Consider the following 19,498-nt stretch of genomic DNA (forward strand, 5'->3'; position numbering starts at 1 on the left):
ATATGAAAAAAGGTGAAAAAATGGCTGATATAATCTTTGTTTTGAATAGATATGAGAGTGAGCGATTTGAAAAACCGACAATCGAAGTTTTTAGTTGTATATATAATAAAATTAATAAAAATAAAACTTTTGCTTCAGGACAATTAAAAAATTATAATTTTGATGAAAATCAAAGGCCTCAAAATATATCCGAAAAAGATTTTATACAGATTAGAAATTTATTAAAAGATAAAAGAAATTCACAAATAAAGGATCATATATATGCATTAGATGAAGAGGTGCTTATTAGATTATTAAGTATATTGTGTAATCAAAAAGTGTTATATTATAAATCAGAGCGAAAGGGTAAGTTATATATAATAGATAAATTTTCAGATTATCTGAATTCTTATGAAATAAGGATTGTATATAAAGTTTTAAAAAATAATACATATAAGTTTAGTGTAACATTAGAAAGAGAAGATAGGAGAATTATGCTTAGCACTAATACAGTGTTTTTTACTTTTAAAAAATATTTTTTTGTGATATTTAAAAATCGTATATTTTTTATTAAGCAATGGATTGATCATAGATTTATGAATAATTTAGCAAAAAAAAATTGGAAAGTGTCACCTACCTTTTTAAAAAATTATAGCAATACGATTAAGATTGAAAGTAAAGAAAAAATTTATTTTAGGAGAAGCGTAGAGGATTATAGCGTTGTTGATAATATTATTCCAAAGGTATCTTTTTATGTTAAGCTAGAGGAAAAAAAATTAAAAGGTTTATTAAAGTTTAAATATGATGAAACAGAAATTGATAGTTATGAAAATAATGAGATTATTATAGATGATATAAACAAAAGAAAAATTCTTCGAGATAGAAGAGAAGAAAATAAGGCGATTCAATTATTAAGAAAAAACAATTGGAAACATTCAAGAAAAAATTTATATTATTGTAATGATCATGAACAGTTTTCAACAACATTAGAATTATTTATAATAAACGGTTGGAGTATATATACACAAGATAATAGAAAATTAAAAGTACTTAGACAACCTAATATTAATATTTCTTCTGGTATAGATTGGTTTGATTTAAGGATTAATTATTCATACAATGAAGAAAAAATAGCACTTTCACGATTGCTTAAACATATTAAAAAAGGTGAAAATTGGATTAAACTAAAAAATGGAGAAGCTATTTTAATTCCAGAAAGTATTATAAAGAATAGTAAATTTATTACGAAAAATAAAAAAGATAGTGATTTATTAAGAATACATAAAAAATATATAGGACAGGTAAAAAATTTATTTGAAGAAATGAATGTAAAAAAACAAGTCATGGAAGATTTGGAATCTTTAGTATTTTACAAAGATATGAAGGTTAAATTTGATAAAGGTTTTTGTGCACAATTGAGAGATTACCAATTAAAAGGAATCAAATGGTTGTGTTCTTTAAGTGTTAATGGATTCGGAGGATGTCTAGCTGATGATATGGGGCTAGGAAAAACCTTGCAAATTATAGGTCTTTTATCAGAACAAACCATAAAAAAACAGAAAGGAATAACTGTTATTGTTGTTCCTAAAACATTATTATTTAATTGGAAAAGTGAAATTCTAAAATTTAACTCAGAATTGAAATTTATAATATATCATGGCATACATAGAGATATTTTACGAGAACAGATGAAGAATGAAACAGATGTTGAAATTATTATTACTACTTATGGAACTATAAGAAATGATATAGATGTGTTTAAGGAATTAGATTTAAAATATCTCATTTTAGATGAAGCACAAGCCATTAAAAATTTTAATGCGAAGACATATAAAGAATTGAATAAATTGAATCCAAGAAATAAAATAATTTTGACGGGGACACCGATTGAAAATAATTTAAAAGAATTATGGGGATTCATGGATTTTTTAAACCATGGATTGTTAGGTTCATATAATAAATTTAGTAAAGATTATATAAATATACAGCAAGATGCAAATAAATTAAATAAGTTAAGAAATATAATAGGGTATTTTATATTAAGAAGAATGAAAAAAGATGTATTAAAAGAACTTCCACCTAAAATAGAGCAAAATATATATTGTGAAATGACAGATAAACAAAAAAGTCTTTATGATGCGTTGAAAAAAAGAATTAGTGATGATTTAAATAATTTAGATTCTTATGTAATTAAATCAAATGCTAAGGTGTTAGAAGGTTTGACATATTTAAGACAAGTAAGTTGTCATCCAAAGTTGCTTAGAAAAGAATATAATATTCTTAATTGTTATCAATCAGGAAAATTTGATATATTAAAAGAATTACTAAAAAAAATTAAACTGAGTGGTAATAAAGTATTAGTTTTTAGTCAATTTACTTCTATGTTACATATAATTAAAAAATATCTTATTTCAAAGGGATGGGAGTATAGTTATCTAGATGGAAAAACGAATGATAGGGAGAAAGTTATAAAGAATTTTGAAAAAAGCGAAAATAACAATATATTTCTTATTAGTATTAAAGCAGGTGGTACAGGAATTAATCTTTCTTCTGCTAATTATGTAATTATTTATGATCCTTGGTGGAATCCAGCAGTAGAAAACCAAGCTATAGATAGAGCTTATAGAATTGGTCAAAAGAAAAAGGTTAATGTATATAGACTTATTACAAAAGATTCTATTGAGGAGAAGATTATGGATTTAAAGGATCGAAAAGAACAATTATCAAAAAAATTATTAGATAATCAAGATTATGTATTTAACTTAACTGTTGATGAGTTAAAACAGCTAATAATAGATTAACTTTACAGAGAGGATTGATTCCCTATTACTGGACATTATCTCAGCTTTTCTTAAGAATACATAGTTTTTTCATTATATCAAGATATATCATCTATTTACGGTATGCTCTTGATATTGAGCATTTGCATCCATGATTTCTTAGCTATGGGCAAGTCAGAAACTATAGAGCATAGCATTTTTTTAAGCTATCATGGCTGCCGAGTTCTCTTTGCCATACCTTTGTTATAGCGAAATATTCAGTTTTTTATGCCACAAATTTGTCTGTCTTTTAGGAGACACAGCTTCTGCTATATCATGTGTTACCATAATAGCTGTCTTTTTTTTTCTTTTTTTAATATACGACCAATATCGTCAGCTACAGCAAGTCGAGTTTGGGAAAAAGGTTCATCAAGTGATAAATCCTTTATAGCGAGTATTTCACGTGCTAAGGTATGATAATTCATAGATATATTTTTGATTTTTACAATTTTTTTTATAGAAATATATATGAAAAAATTAGAAGAGAGAAAGTTAAAATGTAAGCTTTATGAAGTAGGGGGATGATTAAAGTTTATAGGATGTTTGTATTTGCGATAAGTAGAATTGCAGAGATTAGTACTAGTACATTTATTGTTATTAATAGTTGGTTGAGTCTTTTGTTTTCAATTATTCTTTGTATGATAGAATCAATATATTTTACCATATATATTGCAATACAATTAAGCAAAACACCGAAAATAAGTTGTTGAAAAGAGATAGTTAACATGTTAGTTTAACCTCCTTTCAAAAATGGATTCTTTACAATCGTTTTGTAGACCATGTTATCACCTCCATTGGTAATAATATGAATTTTGAGTGTTTCGTGGATAAATATTGCAACAATGGTAAAAATCATCCCCATAAAATTAGTAAAAAATTATTATATGCAAAATTGATTAAGATTATATTATTAATCTAACCATTTTTATCAAATTTATGTTAGTGTTAAATTTTAAAATAAGCATGAGAAAAACAGGTGTGGGTACACCTGCTTGTCTATTTGTGATTAATGAATATCTATTTTTCTCTTTCTTATATTTGTTTTTTCCAATTTTGGCAAAGTGATTTTCAAAACACCATCCTTAAAAGAAGCATCTATTTTTTCTTCATTTACATTATCGATATAGAATTTTCTTTTAAATTCGCCATAACTTCTTTCACGCCTTACATAATTATCTTTTTCGTCATTTATGGTTTCTTCTCTTTTAGCAGTGATGGTTAAATAATTGCTTTCATAATCAATATCAATAGCTTCTTTGTTGATTCCAGGCAAATCTGCTTCAACTATATATTCATTTTCTGTTTCTTTTAGATCAACTTTAAAGCTGTTGCCCAAAGTAGTCATTGGAGCAAAAAAATCATCATCAAAAAAGTTGTTAAAAAGCTGACTAAAGTAATCTCCTCTTTTTGCTAGAGGATGGTTATTTCTTTTAAAAGGAACCATACCAAACATTTATAGTACCTCCTTTGTTTTTCCTACTTAATTATTTTACCCTCAAAAATAAAAATTAATGTATAGAAGAGTAGAATTTTTAGAAGAAGAAGCGTAGAAGTAATGCGAAAAATTGGGTATCATAGTAAAAGAAAGGCTAATCATCTATAAGAAATATATGGAAAAATTTTTGTATATGGAGGGATAATTTATGAAGATTGCGATTATTACAGATATTCATGCTAATATATTTGCACTAGAAGAAGTACTTCAAGATATAGAAAATAAAGGCATAGAGAATATCTATTGTTTGGGAGATTTAGTGGGATATGGACCATTTCCTAATGAAGTAATCAATTTAATAAAAGAAAGGAATATTCCTACTGTACAGGGAAATTATGATCATAGTGTAGGGGAAGAATTATTTGCTTGTGGTTGTGATTATAAAGATAGTAAATCAATGGCATTGGGAACAAAATCTTTATATTGGTCACAAGAAAATACAAAGGAAGAAAACAAAAAGTGGCTTAGGGAATTGCCTAAAAAAATAGAGATTGAAGTTGAAGGTCAAAAGATATTACTGGTGCATGGTAGTCCTAGAAAAAATAATGAATATCTTTATGAGGATGCAAAAGAATTAGAAGAAATTGCTGAGAGCATTAATGCAGATATTATGGTATGTGGTCATACACATAAACCTTTTTACAAGCTAGTAAAAGGGATTTATATGATTAATGCAGGTAGTGTAGGGAAACCAAAGCATGGAAATCCGAAGGCTACCTATGTCATAATAGATGTGCAGCGTGAGGGTGTAAAAATACAAATCATTGAAGTGGCGTATGATTATGAAAAAATGGCTAAAGCCATAGAAGATAGCGAAATTCCAAGTGAGTTTGCTGAGAAAATACGAAAAGGGATAGCATGATAAGTTAGTCTTTTGGCTAGCTTGTTTTTTTATAATTTGAAATTATGATATAATTAGAAATATAGTTGCACTTTGATAATATGATAGATGGAGTAGCATAAGCAAAAGTCTATCAGTACATACTGCTGGTTGGGAGTTGTCCAAAGCAGAAATGAATTGATGACGGTTAGCTACCCAAGAATTCCATACATGAATGCGTGTGGAGTGTCATAAAAAGAATAAGATAAATAGAAAGGAAGAAAAATATGATTAAGACTTATACCCATAATAGGATATCTTCTGTGTATCAATATATGATCATGGGAATAGGTATTATATTGATTTTATATTCCATATATGATCAACACTATTATAAAATATTTTTAGGGCTATTGTTGATTTATGCTTCTTTTTTTGAAAAAAATGTTTTTATTGCTGAAGAAGGAGTATTGATTCAAACCAAAAAAATTAGAAGCAAAAAAGAAAGAATGATAAAATTTGCCCAAATGCAGCGTATAAGTATTCAAAAAAGAAATGATAAGGCTATGCTTTTTTGTGAAATGGGTAATGTAGGATATAAAGTAATTGTAGATGCTACAAACGTGGATAAAATAATAGGATTAGCTAAGAAGCATAATAAAAAAATAGATATTTATTATGTAGAATAAAAGTGAGGAAGAAAAAGCTGCTTAATAAAAAATAAAAAAGTGTTGACTTTTTGTAACATTATTCGTATAATAATTTACAATAGTTGAAAAGTTCATCAAAAACGATGATGAGAAGAGTAAATTTAGGATGTAGTTTCAGCGAGTTGGTGGTGGTGAGAGACCAATACGAAGCCTATTTTGAAGAACATCTCGGAGTTTCTAACCGAAATCCTTATGGAGAGTAGACTTAGACGGAGCCAAACCGTTATCAATTGGACAGTATCGAATTTTATTCCGTACTGATAAAGTTGAGCAGTTTAGCTAATTTGGGTGGTACCGCGGAAGTATAACCTTTCGTCCCTTAGGTGGGATGAAAGGTTTTTTTGTATATGAAAAAACATTATATAGCATGGCCGTGCTTATTTTGTATAATCAATAAATCAAAGAAAGAAACTAATCAATATAAGATAATAGGAGGAATAAAAATGGAAAGATTAATGATCCCTAAAGGATATGATCCAAAACTAGATATTAGACAAACAGAAATCGCAATCAAACAGGTAAAAGATTACTTTGAAACAAAATTGGCAGAGCAAATGAACTTAACAAGAGTATCAGCACCATTATTTGTGATTCCTGAAACAGGAATGAATGATAACTTAAATGGAGTGGAAAGACCTGTAGCTTTTGATGTAAAAGGAATTGGTGGAAAAGTAGTGGAAGTTGTACACTCTTTAGCGAAATGGAAGCGTATGGCATTATATAGATATGGCTTTAAAATGGGAGAAGGTTTGTATACAGATATGAATGCTATTCGTAGAGATGAGGATTTAGATAATTTACATTCTATTTATGTAGATCAATGGGATTGGGAGAAAGTTATTGCAAAGGAAGATAGAAATGAAGAAAGTTTAAAAAGTATTGTAAGAGATCTATATAAAGTATTTAAGAGTACAGAAAGCTATGTGTGCAGTCTTTATGAACAATATGTACCTTTTTTACCAGAGGAAATTAGTTTTATTACTACACAGGAATTAGAAGATATGTATCCTGAATTAACACCAAAAGAAAGAGAAAATGCTATTGCAAAAGAAAAAGGTGCAGTATTTATTATGAAAATTGGGGGTGCATTAAAATCAGGAGAACCACATGATGGTAGAGCACCAGATTATGATGATTGGGAATTAAATGGAGATATTATCTTTTGGAACCCAGTGCTTGAAATTGGTTTTGAATTATCTTCTATGGGTATTCGTGTAGATAAAGAAGCTTTAGAAAAGCAATTAAAGATTGCAGGGTGTGAAGAGCGTAAAGAATTGGAGTTCCATCAATTATTATTAGAAGAAAAACTACCTTTCACTGTAGGTGGAGGAATTGGGCAATCAAGAATTTGTATGTTCTTTTTACAAAAGGCTCATATTGGTGAGGTACAAGCAGCTATATGGCCAAAAGATATGATAGAAGCTTGTGAAAAAGCAAATATTTATCTTTTATAAAAAAAGTACTTGTTATATTAATGTAAAAATTAAAGCTTGATAATGAAAAGACACTGAAAATTAGGAATTGAATTCCAGCTTCAGTGTCTTTTATTTCATACGAAAAGTCCTTTGTAAGCTTTTTATTTTAGTGCATTTAAGGCTTCCGAAATTTTTGGAACTACTTGTTTTTTTCGAGAAAGGATATTTGGAGCAAATATGCCTTGTTCAGATGGTACTCCAAATGTAGAAGTAATAAAGGTATTATTATTACATATGAATAAAAGATAAGATCCTTCCTTCAATATGTCTGTAATTAGCAGTAAAGTTAAAAAATAATCTTTATTATTATGAACTTTATTCATATAATTTATGAATTCTTCTTTCCTATTTAGTACCTCTTCAATATCTAAGGTAAAGACTTGTCCAATCCCTGCTTTTTTATCTTCTAAAACGAATTCTTTGAAATCTTTATAAAATATTTCTTCTATGCTTTGTCCTTCAAGGGAAGTTCCTGCTTTGAACATTTCCATTGCAAAGTTTTCTATATCTAAATTTAATATACGATTTAATTCCTCTATTGATTTTTTATCTAAGCTTGTAGTAGTAGGAGATTTAAAAAATAATGTATCTGATAAAATACCTGATAAAAGTACTCCTGCTATAGGGTAAGGAATTTCTATATTTTGTTCTTTAAATATTTGATGTATGATGGTGCAAGTACTTCCTACAGGCATATTTCTAAAGTTTATAGGACTTGTAGTACAAATATCTCCTAATTTATGGTGATCAATGATTTCTAGTATTTCTGCTTCGTTTAGACCTTCTGCACTTTGGCTGTATTCGTTATGATCTACTAGGATTACTTTTTTACGGCCTGGTTTTAAAATATGTTTTCTATTGATAAAGCCTAAGAATGTATTTTGATCATCTACAATAGGATAGTTTATATGATTTGTATTGATTATTTCTTCTTTTATATCCTCTAAATATTCATTTTCATGAAATTTTATAATGCCAGATTTTTTCATGATAGAGGATACATAATTACATTGATTAATAAGCTTTGATGTTGTATATGTGTCTAGAGGAACAGAGATAATAGCAACCCCTTTTTCACGAGCTGAGTTTAAATAATGCTCAGGTACTTCGTTGTTTCCTGTTACAATAATCAATTTTACCTTTGACTCAATAGCGTGTTCAATAATATCATATCGATCTCCAACAATGATAATCTTATTTTCATTTAAGCTACCCTTTATGGTTTTATAATAAAATGCGATGATAGAGATATTTCCTTTTATAATCTTATCTTCTCCTGTTAGAATTTTTCCATCTAAAGCATCTACGATATTTGAAAGAGATGTATGAAGATGATAAAAATCTCCTTGAATTAATCCCATAGCAATATCTTTCATAGTGATAATACCTAAAAGCTTATTATTTTTATCGATGATAGGAAGCATTCTTTGATTGCTGCTTCCCATTAACTTATAAGCATTAATGATAGAAGATTTAGGAGAAATACTTTTGACAGTATCATAATTTAAATCTTTTACTTGTGTTTTCACATTTTTTATAAGGGTTGGCTTAGATATATTGAAGTAGTTTAATACATATTCTGATTCTTTGTTTATATTTCCTAGAACACAGGGAATAGTAGCATCACCTAATTGATTTTTTAAATATGAAAAAGCAATTGTAGAAGCTACTGAGTCTGTGTCAGGATTCTTATGTCCAAATATAAAAGTTAACATATAAAACCTCCTTTTGAAAATAGTTAAGGGCATATAAAGTATTATACCAAAGGAATTAACCTGTGTATCTAGAAAATTTTTCTTTTATTAATTTTTTATAATTTAACGCTTTACAAATTTATCGCAGTAAAGTATAATGATAACTATAAAAAATTTATAATAATTAGGGGGAGAAATGAATGAAAAAGAAAATAATGTTCTTATTTATAACAGTGATGATGTTTAGTATATTGTTATCAGGATGTGGTAAGGAAGTAGCAAAAGTAGATAATCAATCTGAGCAACAAACAAAGATAAGTGAAGAAAAAGATAAGTCTTTAGAAGCAATAAAGAAAAAAGGAGTATTAGTATTAGGACTTGATGATAGTTTTCCACCAATGGGCTTTAGAGATGAAAAAGGAGAAATTGTAGGATTTGATATTGATTTAGCAAAAGAAGTTGCAAAAAGAATGGGAGTAGAACTAAAGGTACAGCCAATTGATTGGGATGGAAAAGTTCTTAGCTTAAATAATAAAGATATTGATGTGATTTGGAATGGGTTGACTGTTACAGAAGAAAGAAAAAAACAAATTGGCTTTTCTAAAGTTTATCTTGAAAACAAACAGGTGATTGTTGTAAAGAGTGATTCAGATATAGAAACGAAGAAAGATTTAGCTAAAAAAATCGTAGCTGTTCAATTAGGAAGTAGTGGTGAAGATGCACTAAATGCTGATACAGATACAATAAATGCTATAAAAGAGCTTGTAAAGTTTTCTAATTATACAGAAGCTTTGTTAGATTTAAAAGCAGGACGTGTAGATGCTGTTGTGATTGATGAAATTGTTGCTAGATACTATATGTCAAAAAGACAGGGTGAATATAAAGTTGCAAAAGAGGATTTTGGAAAAGAAGGGTATGCTATAGGATTTAGAAAAGGCGATACGGCTTTTATTGATGAAGTAGATAAAATATTAGATGAAATGAAAAAAGACGGTACAGCTGCAAAGATTTCTCAAAAGTGGTTTGGAAAAGATATTGTAGCAAAATAAAAAGGAGGTGTTCTAAGTGTCGTATGTTGCAAATGTAACAGGATTTATATTAAGGGGAAGTATCATTACGCTGCAATTGTATGCAGTAACAATTATATTCTCTATTCCATTAGGGATGCTCTGTGCACTTGGAAAAATCTCCAAATTCAAATGGGTAAATAAATTAATTGGAATATATACTTGGGTATTTCGGGGAACTCCACTGCTCCTTCAGCTTTTCTTTACTTATTATGGACTATCAGTATTTGGAATTAAATTGGGAAGGTTTCAAGCAGCAGCAATTACATTTATTTTAAATTATGCTGCATATTTTACAGAAATATTTAGAGCTGGAATTGAATCTATAGATAAAGGACAGTATGAAGCAGCAAAGGCATTAGGAATGAATTATCGTCAGACTATGTCAAGAATTATACTTCCTCAAGCTATAAAAAGGGTACTTCCTCCAACTAGTAATGAAGCTATTACACTTATTAAAGATACAGCTCTTGTTGCAGCTATTGGTATGGGAGATATTCTTAGAGCTGCTAAAGAAGTATTGACAAGAGACTTTAAGGTTACATCCTTTATTATAGCAGGAATTATTTATTTACTATTGACATCTATTGTAGTAATGATATTTAAAAAATTAGAACAAAAATATGCTATATATGAGTAGGTGTTTTAATGATGGATATAATACGGATAGAAAATATTTATAAAAATTTTGGTGATTTAGAAGTTTTAAAGGATGTATCTTTAAAGGTAAAAAAAGGAGAGGTTATCTCTATTATTGGGCCTTCTGGTTCAGGAAAGAGTACACTCCTTAGATGTATAAATTATTTAGAAAAGATTGATTTAGGAAGGATTGAGATAGAGGGAAAACCTATTGTAGATTGTGAAAAAGGAAATAGAAAGTATATCTTAGAGGGGGATATAAGAAAAATATGCAAAAAGGTGGGGATGGTTTTTCAAAGCTTTAATTTATTTCCACATAAAACTGTACTAGAAAATATTATTGAAGCACCAATTATTGTTGATAAAATGAAAAGAGAAAAAGCAATAAAAATAGCAGAAGGACTTCTTAAAAAGATAGGATTATTAGATAAAAGAGATGTTTATCCAGGAAAACTTTCGGGTGGACAAAAACAAAGGGTAGCTATTGCTAGAGCTCTTGCTATGAATCCTAAAATTATGCTTTTTGATGAACCTACATCGGCTCTTGATCCAGAATTGGTTGGGGAAGTTCTCAAGGTTATGAAAGAATTGGTAAAAGAAAGAATGACAATGCTTATTGTTACACATGAGATGGCTTTTGCAAAGGAAGTATCTGATCGAGTAATTTTTATGGATGGTGGAAAAGTTATAGAAGAGGCTCAACCAGAAAAATTATTTACAAATCCTGACCACCCTAGAATAAAAACATTCTTAGATAAAATGCTTTAAAAAGAACCCAAAAGGGTTCTTTTTATTGTAGAGTATACATACCAGTATTTTTCATGTAGTTAAATATACCTTCGCCATGTTCTTGTTCTTCCTTTTGAATGTGATTAAGTATTTGTCGGACATTGGTATTAGTACATTCAAAAATAGTAGTATTGTAAGTACTAGATACATATTTTTCTGTCATTAATGCATCTTGGCATAGCTTTGCATCGTTTTCATTATATGTACTTCCTTGTCCTTGATTAAATAGATTTTGCTGTTGTTGTCCTTGCTGAGGAAGAGCTGGGATTTGTCCACTTAGGATTTGATTAATAGTATTTAAGTGTTCTTGTTCTTTTGAAGCATATGTGCTGAATAATTGCTTCAATTGAGGATCTTGTGCACGGTTAGCAAATTCTTGATACTTTTGGATACAAGCTTCCTCGTGACTTTTTTGGTCTTGTAAAAGTAATCTTTCCTTTTGATTTAAAAACATAATTCTTACACCTCCTAGCATTATTATTTACGATATGGTATAAAATATTCTAGAGTGTTAATGATATGAGGAGATGTTGTTGATAAAAAAATGCACAAATATATTTAAAAAATTCATAAAGTAGAAGGTTTTTTACAATATTTGTCTAAAATATTAATAAATAGAATAGTTTGAGGTGATAATATGAAAAAGATTCAAGCTATAAATGATATACTGGATGATGATTTTTATGAATTAATGGATGTTGTGAAGTTATTTTTAGGATTTACTCAGGAATTATTAGAAAAAGGAATTATTACAAAAGAACAATTTGATGAAATGACAGCATACAAAAGAAAGTTTATTAATTATGTGGAAAATGAGATGCATTTTGAAAATGAACTAACAGAAGAATGTATTTTACAAAAGAATGTGTAAGTGTTTAAGAGTCTTTCTATGAAAGGCTTCTTTTTTTTAGATATGAGAAAGATGATCGTATTCATTATCAATTGATAATAGATAACGTATATTGTCAAAGTTTTAAAATATTGAAAAAAGGTATTGCAAAAGGATGTAAAGAGAATATAATATAATGTAAGGATATCAATTGAAAATGAAAGAGAAGGGTGTGTATGCCATAGATATGGATAATAAAGAAAGATTGAAACTAGGCAATAAAATTATGTGTATTACGATTGTTTTAAATGTGTTACTTACAATATTTAAAATAGGTGTTGGTTTCATAGGTGGTAGTACTGCTATTATAGCAGATGGACTTCATTCGGCTTCAGATATTATTACTTCCATTGGTGTGATTGTTGGTATGTTTTTAGCATCTAAGCCAAGAGATGAAAAACATCAGTATGGGCATGAAAAAGCAGAATCAATAGCAGGCTTTTTTTTAGCAGCAATTTTAATTTTGACAGGAATCAATATAGGCTTTAGATCTATAAAAATGATTTATCTGAATCATTATCAGATTCCACATATCTATACAGGAATTGTTGCATTTATTTCTATTATTATAAAGGAGTATCAATTTAGAATTACTATGAATGCTGCTGAAAAATTAAGCAGCAATGCCATGATGAGTGATGCTTGGCATCATAGATCAGATGCTTTCTCATCTATTGCAGCGCTTATTGGTATAATAGGTGCAAGGTTAGGATATGGGTTTTTAGATCCATTAGCAGGAATTATCGTTTCAATGATTGTTGTAAAGGTAGGTATAGGTCTATTGCTTTCCTCTGTAGATGAATTGATGGATGGGGCGATTGATCAAGAAAAAATGAAACAAATAAAAAAACAAATAGAAATGATTGAAGGAATAAAAAGTGTAACAGATTTTAGAGGTAGAAAACATGGATCTAAAGCTTTTATTGATATAAAAATTTGTGTTGATCCACTTATTTCTGTATATATGGGACATAATATTGGAGAAAAAGCGGAAGAATTGATTTTGTCTCAGATTAAAAATGCAAAAGAAGTGATTGTTCATATAGACCCTTGTGATAACAAAAAATGTGATAAAATCTGCAAAAAGTAGAGCGTTGATTTTTTTATAGAACAAAGATATAATCATACAGTAGACATATCTTAGGAGGAAAAACTATGGAATTACATGCTTTTTCTCGTACTGAATTGATTATAGGTACAGAAAATCTAGAAAAACTAAAAAATAGCAAGGTTGCTATATTTGGAATTGGTGGAGTAGGAACTTTTGTAGCAGAGGGACTTGCAAGATCAGGAGTAGGAAGCTTTGTTTTAGTAGATGATGATGATGTATGCATTACTAATATCAATCGTCAAATCCATGCATTAAGAAGTACTGTTGGAAGATCTAAGGTAGAACTTATGAAAGAGCGTATACTTGATATTAATCCAAATGCAAAGGTAGAAATATATAAAATGTTATATACAGCAAAAACAGCTGAAGAGTTATTAAAAGATGAATATGACTATGTGGTAGATGCTATCGATATGGTATCGTCAAAATTAGATTTAGTAGAAAGGTGTTTTAATAGAGGAATTAAGATAATCAGCAGCATGGGTGCCGGAAATAAGTTAGATCCTACTCGATTTGAAATCACGGATATTTATAAAACTTCTATTTGCCCTTTAGCAAAAGTTATGAGAAAAGAGTTAAGGAAAAGAGGGGTAAAGAAGTTAAAGGTAGTATATTCTAAGGAAGAGCCTATAAAACTTAAAATGGTAAAAGATGAAGCGTGTTTTGCTAAACGTCAGATTCCAGGAAGTATAGCCTTTGTACCTTCTGTGGCAGGACTGATTATTGCTTCTGCTGTAGTAAGAGATTTAATAGAGTTGTAAACCTTGATTCATTATGAATTAAGGTTTTTTTGTGCAAAAAAAAAACAAAAAAATTTTTAAATATACACTTGAATAATTATTTGAATTGATGTATAATAATTCACATGATAACAAAACATTTAAATTTCAAGGGGGTAAAAATGAAATGTTTAAAAAAAATAGCAAAAAATTATTAGCAGTATTATTAATGGTATGTATGGTATTTGCATTTTCAGGATGTACAGAGAAAAAAAGCAGTGCAGATGAAGCTTTAGGAAAAGTGGAACAGATCAAAAAGGCAGGAAAGATTGTAGTTGGTACATGTGCAGATTATCCACCTTATGAATTTCATAAGGAAATTGATGGCGAAGATACAATTGTAGGATTTGATATTGAGATTGCAAAAGCAGTTGCAGAGGAGCTTGGTGTTGAGCTTGAAATTAAAGATATGAAATTTGATGGATTATTGCCAGCACTTGTTGCAGATAAAATTGATTTTATTGCAGCAGGGATGTCAGCAACAAAAGAAAGAGCAGAAAGTGTTGATTTTACAAAACCATATTATAATGAAGAGCAAAAGATATTAGTGAAAAAAGAGTTGGCAGATAAAATAAAAACAAAAGAAGACTTAAAGGGATTGAAAATAGGAGCTCAAAAAGCAACTACACAAGAAGAAATTGCTTCAAGTATTGAAGGAGCAGAGGTAAAAGGACTTAGCAAAATTACTGATTTAGTATTAGAATTAACAAACGATAAAATCGATGGCATTATTTTAGTAGGACCAGTAGCAGATGCTTATGCAAAACAAAATGATAATTTAGCTGTTCCAGAGCTTTATTTTAAAAATGATAATGATAAAGGTGTTTCTATAGCGGTTAATAAAGGCAACGAAGATTTAGTTAAAGTCATTAATCAAACATTAGATAAATTAATAAAGGAAGAAAAAATCAAGCAGTTTGTTGTAAAAGCAACAGAGCTAGCTAATGAATAATAATGAACGAATAGCAAAAGGTGATTAGTTCATTAGTTACCTTTTGCTTAAATTTTGTTGATATATTGTGAAATGATAACAATAGGAGGTGCCATAATTGGATATAGTATTTTTAACAAAATATTATAAGTTTTTTATTAGTGGAACAGGTGTTACTTTATTTCTTTCTTTTTTTGGCGTTATTTTTGGTGTTATTTTTGGTATTTTCTTAGCTTTGATGAAGATGTCTAAAAAAGCAGTGTTAAGATTTCCTTCTGTAGCTTATATTGAATTAGTAAGAGGAACGCCTCTTTTGGTGCAATTATTTATTGTTTATTATGGATTACCTTTATTAACAGGGGTAGAATTTCCAGATTTAATGCTTGCAATTATTGCTGTATCCCTCAATAGTGCAGCTTATGTAGCAGAAATTATTCGTGCAGGGATTCAATCTATTGATAAAGGACAGATGGAAGCTGCAAGATCTTTAGGAATGACTAATGCAATGGCTATGAGATATATTATTATTCCTCAAGCCTTTAAAAATATTTTACCAGCACTTGGAAATGAATTTATTGTATTGGTGAAAGAATCAGCTATTGTTTCCGTTGTTGGTATTTATGATTTAATGTATCGAGCAGATACAGTAAGAGGAATATCCTTTAAGCCTTTTGCACCGTTAGTTATTGCGGCGATTATTTACTTTATTATTACATTTACCCTTTCAAAATTAGTGGGGAACCTTGAGAGGAGGTTGAATGCTAGTGATTCACATAACTAATTTAAATAAAAGCTTTGGTGATATTCATGTTTTAAAAGGTATAAATGAACATATTAAAAAGGGAGAGGTTGTAGTTATTATTGGTCCAAGTGGGTCAGGTAAAAGTACTTTTTTAAGATGTTTAAATCTTTTAGAGGAGCCTACTAGTGGAGACATTGTTTTTGAAGGCGTTTCTATTATGGGTAAAACAAATGATATAAATAAGCAAAGAGAAAAAATGGGAATGGTATTTCAGCAGTTTAATCTATTTCCACATATGACAGTCCTTGAAAATATTACTCTTGCGCCAATAAAAGTAAAAAAAATAGAAAAAGCAGAAGCAGAGAAAATTGCGTTTCGTCTATTAAAGAGAATTGGTCTTTTTGATAAAGCAAATAGTTATCCAAATCAACTATCAGGAGGGCAAAAACAAAGAATAGCTATTGCGAGAGCCTTAGCCATGTCACCAGATGTAATGCTTTTTGATGAACCAACTTCAGCTCTAGATCCAGAAATGGTTGGAGAAGTATTAGATGTAATGAAGGAATTAGCAGCAGAGGGGATGACTATGGTAGTAGTTACCCATGAGATGGGATTTGCAAGAGAAGTTGCAACAAGAGTGCTTTTTATGGATGAAGGAAAAATTGTGGAAGAAGCTTCACCACAAGAAATATTTGAAAACCCTAAACATCCGAGAACAAAAGATTTCTTAGGAAAAGTATTATAAACTAACAAAATATTCGTGAAAAATAATATCTATTTTTCACGAATATTTTCGTATATTAGTATAAAATACTGGTTTTAAATTTTATTAGATGGATACTGTATATTCTTGATGACTTAAGAAAGAATTTGTAACACAATTGTTATTGATTATATGAGAATATTTATGGTATATATATAAGGGATGGGAGATTGATTACTGGTATGAAAAATGGTGCTGGATTGAATAACAAATAGTGAAAACGTCAATAATATAGAAGTTTTCATATAATAATATTTATGTTAAGGAGAATGAAGGATGAATAGATTAAAAACTTTAATGGTAGGTTCTATTTATTTTGTTTTATTAGCAAGTGTTACAATTGGGATTGCAAATTTAAGCAGAATGATTAGTTATTAAGGAAAATGGCCTAAAAGGGCCATTATTTTTTTTATGTTAATGTTGTTTATCTATAATGAAAGTATAAATATATTTAATTTTACAGAAAATAAAGAAGAATATATTAGGAGGGGAAAGTTTTGAAGAAAAATACAATGATTGTGTGTTTTACCTTAATTATGAGTTTTTTAATAGGTATATTTTTTATAGATATCATTTATGCAGATATTTTATCATGGGGGTCTCGTGGGGAAGAAGTAAGAATAGTTCAAACAAAATTGAAAAACTGGGGCTATTATTATGGTCAAATAGATGGGATTTTTGGAAAAAAAACTTATCAGGCTGTAGTGAAGTTTCAAAAAAAGAATGGACTCCTCGTAGATGGAAAAGTAGGAGCACAAACAAGACGTGCATTAGGAATTCCTCAAAAAGGAATTTCAGCAAAATATAATGAAACTGTAAAAATTTCACAAAAAAAGTTGAAGCAGTGGGGATATTATAAAGGTGCAGTTGATGGTATATATGGACCGAAAACATATGATGCAGTTACAAAATTTCAAAGGAAGAATGGACTAAGAGTTGATGGTATTATAGGGCCAGATACAAGAAAGGCATTAGGGATTATTGAAAAACCATCTAAAACAGAATATATGTCTACAAGTGGAGGTGTTTCGAGAAATGATGATATTCATCTTTTGGCGATGGCTATACATGGAGAGTCGAGAGGAGAGCCTTATGTAGGACAAGTCGCTGTGGGGGCAGTTATTTTAAATAGGGTAAAGAATCCTTCTTTTCCTAATTCTATTGCAGGAGTTATTTTTCAGCCGGGTGCTTTTACAGCAGTAAATGATGGACAAATTTATTTAACTCCTAATGAAGAGAGCTATAAGGCAGCGAGAGATGCACTTAATGGATGGGATCCAACAGGTGGAGCAATTTATTATTGGAATCCTGCTACTGCTACAAGTAAATGGATATGGACGAGGGAAGTTACGTTAAAGATTGGAAAACATTGGTTTGCACATGAGTAAGAATGGGGGAGAAATATGAAAAAAAGTTTTTTAATATTATTAGGGGTACTACTTATAGGAACAGGGATTTGGGGATATACGCAGTATGAGCAAAATAGGGAGAATAAGATTTTTTTAGAGAATCAATTTAATAGAATGTTTCATGATATGGTGGTAGATGTAGAAAATATACAAGTGAACCTTTCGAAAGTTATGGTTACGGGAACACCAAAACAAAATGTATTATTGTTTTCAGATATTACTCATCTTTGTTATGACGCTCAGGAAAAATTAAGTCAACTTCCAATTGCTCATAAAAATGTGAGCAGAACAGAAAAATTTTTAAGTCAAGTAGGAGATTTGAGTGCAGCTTTAGCTAGGAAAAATCTCGAAGGAAAGCCTTTAAGTCAAAAAGAAAAAGAAACTTTAGAAGAACTTCATAATTACTCAAATTATTTATCTAAAGAATATATTACATTACAGGATAATATGGCAAAACAGGGAATGTATATAGGTGAATTAAGGAAAAAGGCAAATGAAAAATTAAAAAAGGCCAATAAAAATATGCTGAGTACTAGTTTTATAAATATAGAAGAAAAGATGCAAAAGTATCCTGAATTAATTTATGATGGTCCTTTTTCAGAACATGTAAGGAAAAGAAAGGTAAACCTGACAGAAAGAAAGATAGAAAAAGGAGAAATAGAAAAAATAGTAGAAAATTTTTTAGATGATTCTATAAAGTATGAAGTGAATTTTATTAGTGAGACGGATTATGGAACTATACCTGTATATGTATTAGAATTAAAATCAAAAAAAAGAGAAAAAGCTATTACAATGGCAGTTACTAAAAGAGGTGGTCATGTTTTGTGGCTGCTTGATCCTAAGAAAATCAATGAAGCTAAAATATCGGAGCAAGAAGGAATAAGGATTGCTCAGGATTTTTTGAAAGAAAGAGGCTATGAAAACATGATACCTACTTATTCATTAAAGTATGATGGACAACTATTCATTAATTTTGCATATATGCAGGATAATGTTATCATTTATACAGATTTGATTAAGGTAAAAGTTGGATTAGATGAAGGGAAAATTGTAGGCTTTGATGTGGAAGGCTATTTGATGAATCACCGTGAAAGAAACATTTTGAAACCTAAAGTAACTATAAAAGAGGCAAGAGAGAAAGTGAGTATTTATGCGAAAAATTCAAAGCCAAGACTTGCTATCATTCCAACGGAGGGTGGAGAGGAGGTTTTGTGTTATGAATTCAAAGCAGAATATAAAGAGGATACATTTTTAATATATATTAATGCACAAACAGGAGAAGAACAAAAAATATTACAGGTGATTATAAAAGATAATGGTGTATTAATGCTGTGAAATTTATAGCTTTTAGATAAATTAAATAAGTTTTTACATAAAGAAGATCTTG

18 protein-coding genes, 1 pseudogene and 1 other annotated feature are annotated in these 19,498 nt (G+C 29.3%); of the genes and pseudogenes, 15 read left to right on the forward strand and 4 right to left on the reverse strand.

Translation table 11 applies throughout. The features are described from left to right. Positions 1 to 20 precede the first annotated feature (20 nt). Complete coding sequence (locus tag KVH43_RS08510; protein ID WP_218282126.1) at positions 21 to 2,780, forward strand: DEAD/DEAH box helicase; 2,760 nt, start codon at positions 21 to 23, stop codon at positions 2,778 to 2,780. Between the two features lie 273 nt (positions 2,781 to 3,053). Here the strand turns inward: KVH43_RS08510 and KVH43_RS13440 are convergent. After that, positions 3,054 to 3,178 (reverse strand): annotated as a pseudogene (locus KVH43_RS13440) (spermidine/putrescine ABC transporter ATP-binding protein); the annotation flags it as partial. Between the two features lie 626 nt (positions 3,179 to 3,804). Further along, a complete protein-coding gene (hsp18, locus tag KVH43_RS08515) occupies positions 3,805 to 4,251 on the reverse strand; it encodes a heat shock protein Hsp18 (protein ID WP_218282127.1) in 447 nt (148 codons plus the stop codon). Positions 4,252 to 4,441: 190 nt separating this feature from the next. Here hsp18 and KVH43_RS08520 point away from each other — a divergent pair, with 190 nt between their 5' ends. From KVH43_RS08520 to asnA, 3 genes are all read left to right on the forward strand, one after another. Beyond that, positions 4,442 to 5,155, forward strand: coding sequence for a metallophosphoesterase family protein (locus KVH43_RS08520; RefSeq protein ID WP_218282128.1), 714 nt, complete (start codon positions 4,442 to 4,444; stop codon positions 5,153 to 5,155). A 245-nt stretch (positions 5,156 to 5,400) separates the two neighbouring features. Beyond that, entirely contained in the window at positions 5,401 to 5,802 is a 402-nt protein-coding gene (locus tag KVH43_RS08525) for a hypothetical protein (RefSeq protein WP_218282129.1), read from the forward strand. Between the two features lie 95 nt (positions 5,803 to 5,897). Next, positions 5,898 to 6,146, forward strand: a binding site (T-box leader). A 120-nt stretch (positions 6,147 to 6,266) separates the two neighbouring features. Further along, positions 6,267 to 7,277: an aspartate--ammonia ligase gene (gene asnA, locus KVH43_RS08530; RefSeq protein ID WP_218282130.1), complete on the forward strand. Its 1,011-nt coding sequence runs from the start codon at positions 6,267 to 6,269 to the stop codon at positions 7,275 to 7,277. Positions 7,278 to 7,399: 122 nt separating this feature from the next. Here the strand turns inward: asnA and KVH43_RS08535 are convergent, their stop codons facing one another. Next, complete coding sequence (locus tag KVH43_RS08535; protein WP_218282131.1) at positions 7,400 to 9,013, reverse strand: putative manganese-dependent inorganic diphosphatase; 1,614 nt, start codon at positions 9,011 to 9,013, stop codon at positions 7,400 to 7,402. A 179-nt stretch (positions 9,014 to 9,192) separates the two neighbouring features. On the opposite strand from KVH43_RS08535, the gene KVH43_RS08540 reads away from it, so the two are divergent. The 3 genes from KVH43_RS08540 to KVH43_RS08550 are packed head-to-tail and all read left to right on the forward strand — an operon-like array spanning position 9,193 to position 11,466. Continuing rightward, complete coding sequence (locus tag KVH43_RS08540) at positions 9,193 to 10,041, forward strand: amino acid ABC transporter substrate-binding protein (protein WP_218282132.1); 849 nt, start codon at positions 9,193 to 9,195, stop codon at positions 10,039 to 10,041. Positions 10,042 to 10,057: 16 nt separating this feature from the next. Further along, positions 10,058 to 10,699 (forward strand): amino acid ABC transporter permease, encoded by a 642-nt coding sequence (locus tag KVH43_RS08545; RefSeq protein ID WP_218282133.1) that lies wholly within the window; start codon positions 10,058 to 10,060, stop codon positions 10,697 to 10,699. Positions 10,700 to 10,710: 11 nt separating this feature from the next. Continuing rightward, positions 10,711 to 11,466, forward strand: a complete 756-nt coding sequence (locus tag KVH43_RS08550) for an amino acid ABC transporter ATP-binding protein (protein ID WP_276572127.1) — start codon at positions 10,711 to 10,713, stop codon at positions 11,464 to 11,466. A 22-nt stretch (positions 11,467 to 11,488) separates the two neighbouring features. On the opposite strand, the gene KVH43_RS08555 is transcribed toward KVH43_RS08550, so the two are convergent. After that, positions 11,489 to 11,944, reverse strand: a complete 456-nt coding sequence (locus KVH43_RS08555) for a spore coat protein (protein ID WP_338028376.1) — start codon at positions 11,942 to 11,944, stop codon at positions 11,489 to 11,491. A gap of 180 nt (positions 11,945 to 12,124) precedes the next feature. Between KVH43_RS08555 and KVH43_RS08560 the strand changes: the two genes are divergently transcribed. From KVH43_RS08560 to ypeB, 8 genes are all read left to right on the forward strand, one after another. Next, a complete protein-coding gene (locus KVH43_RS08560) occupies positions 12,125 to 12,358 on the forward strand; it encodes a hypothetical protein (RefSeq protein ID WP_218282135.1) in 234 nt (77 codons plus the stop codon). Between the two features lie 175 nt (positions 12,359 to 12,533). Further along, the gene (locus KVH43_RS08565) at positions 12,534 to 13,466 is read left to right on the forward strand and encodes a cation diffusion facilitator family transporter (protein ID WP_255547718.1); all 933 of its coding nucleotides are present in this window, start codon (positions 12,534 to 12,536) and stop codon (positions 13,464 to 13,466) included. 65 nt (positions 13,467 to 13,531) lie between these two features. Then, positions 13,532 to 14,248, forward strand: coding sequence for a tRNA threonylcarbamoyladenosine dehydratase (locus KVH43_RS08570; RefSeq protein WP_218282136.1), 717 nt, complete (start codon positions 13,532 to 13,534; stop codon positions 14,246 to 14,248). Positions 14,249 to 14,393: 145 nt separating this feature from the next. Next, positions 14,394 to 15,218: a transporter substrate-binding domain-containing protein gene (locus tag KVH43_RS08575; protein WP_218282137.1), complete on the forward strand. Its 825-nt coding sequence runs from the start codon at positions 14,394 to 14,396 to the stop codon at positions 15,216 to 15,218. A 97-nt stretch (positions 15,219 to 15,315) separates the two neighbouring features. Then, positions 15,316 to 15,978 (forward strand): amino acid ABC transporter permease, encoded by a 663-nt coding sequence (locus KVH43_RS08580; protein WP_218282138.1) that lies wholly within the window; start codon positions 15,316 to 15,318, stop codon positions 15,976 to 15,978. Then, the gene (locus KVH43_RS08585) at positions 15,962 to 16,684 is read left to right on the forward strand and encodes an amino acid ABC transporter ATP-binding protein (protein WP_218282139.1); all 723 of its coding nucleotides are present in this window, start codon (positions 15,962 to 15,964) and stop codon (positions 16,682 to 16,684) included. Before KVH43_RS08580 ends, KVH43_RS08585 begins: the two co-directional genes overlap by 17 nt. 515 nt (positions 16,685 to 17,199) lie before the next feature. After that, positions 17,200 to 18,090 carry a spore cortex-lytic enzyme gene (sleB, locus tag KVH43_RS08590; RefSeq protein ID WP_255547719.1) on the forward strand — a complete coding sequence of 297 codons (891 nt, stop codon included), beginning with the start codon at positions 17,200 to 17,202 and terminating at the stop codon, positions 18,088 to 18,090. A 15-nt stretch (positions 18,091 to 18,105) separates the two neighbouring features. After that, a complete protein-coding gene (gene ypeB / locus KVH43_RS08595; RefSeq protein ID WP_218282140.1) occupies positions 18,106 to 19,446 on the forward strand; it encodes a germination protein YpeB in 1,341 nt (446 codons plus the stop codon). The last annotated feature ends 52 nt before the right edge of the window (positions 19,447 to 19,498 follow it).

Origin of the sequence: Crassaminicella indica (assembly GCF_019203185.1) — a bacterium.
GTDB classification, from domain to species: Bacteria; Bacillota; Clostridia; order Peptostreptococcales; family Thermotaleaceae; genus Crassaminicella; species Crassaminicella indica.

Excerpts from the sequence above, each read along its gene's own strand:
- hsp18 (WP_218282127.1), bottom strand. The coding sequence starts at position 4,251 with ATGTTTGGTATGGTTCCTTTTAAAAGAAATAACCATCCTCTAGCAAAA.
- KVH43_RS08510 (WP_218282126.1), top strand. The coding sequence starts at position 21 with ATGGCTGATATAATCTTTGTTTTGAATAGATATGAGAGTGAGCGATTT.
- KVH43_RS08560 (WP_218282135.1), top strand. The coding sequence starts at position 12,125 with ATGAAAAAGATTCAAGCTATAAATGATATACTGGATGATGATTTTTAT.
- KVH43_RS08535 (WP_218282131.1), bottom strand. The coding sequence starts at position 9,013 with ATGTTAACTTTTATATTTGGACATAAGAATCCTGACACAGACTCAGTA.
- KVH43_RS08540 (WP_218282132.1), top strand. The coding sequence starts at position 9,193 with ATGAAAAAGAAAATAATGTTCTTATTTATAACAGTGATGATGTTTAGT.
- KVH43_RS08525 (WP_218282129.1), top strand. The coding sequence starts at position 5,401 with ATGATTAAGACTTATACCCATAATAGGATATCTTCTGTGTATCAATAT.
- ypeB (WP_218282140.1), top strand. The coding sequence starts at position 18,106 with ATGAAAAAAAGTTTTTTAATATTATTAGGGGTACTACTTATAGGAACA.
- KVH43_RS08520 (WP_218282128.1), top strand. The coding sequence starts at position 4,442 with ATGAAGATTGCGATTATTACAGATATTCATGCTAATATATTTGCACTA.
- asnA (WP_218282130.1), top strand. The coding sequence starts at position 6,267 with ATGGAAAGATTAATGATCCCTAAAGGATATGATCCAAAACTAGATATT.
- KVH43_RS08575 (WP_218282137.1), top strand. The coding sequence starts at position 14,394 with ATGTTTAAAAAAAATAGCAAAAAATTATTAGCAGTATTATTAATGGTA.
- KVH43_RS08570 (WP_218282136.1), top strand. The coding sequence starts at position 13,532 with ATGGAATTACATGCTTTTTCTCGTACTGAATTGATTATAGGTACAGAA.
- KVH43_RS08565 (WP_255547718.1), top strand. The coding sequence starts at position 12,534 with ATGAAAGAGAAGGGTGTGTATGCCATAGATATGGATAATAAAGAAAGA.
- KVH43_RS08550 (WP_276572127.1), top strand. The coding sequence starts at position 10,711 with ATGGATATAATACGGATAGAAAATATTTATAAAAATTTTGGTGATTTA.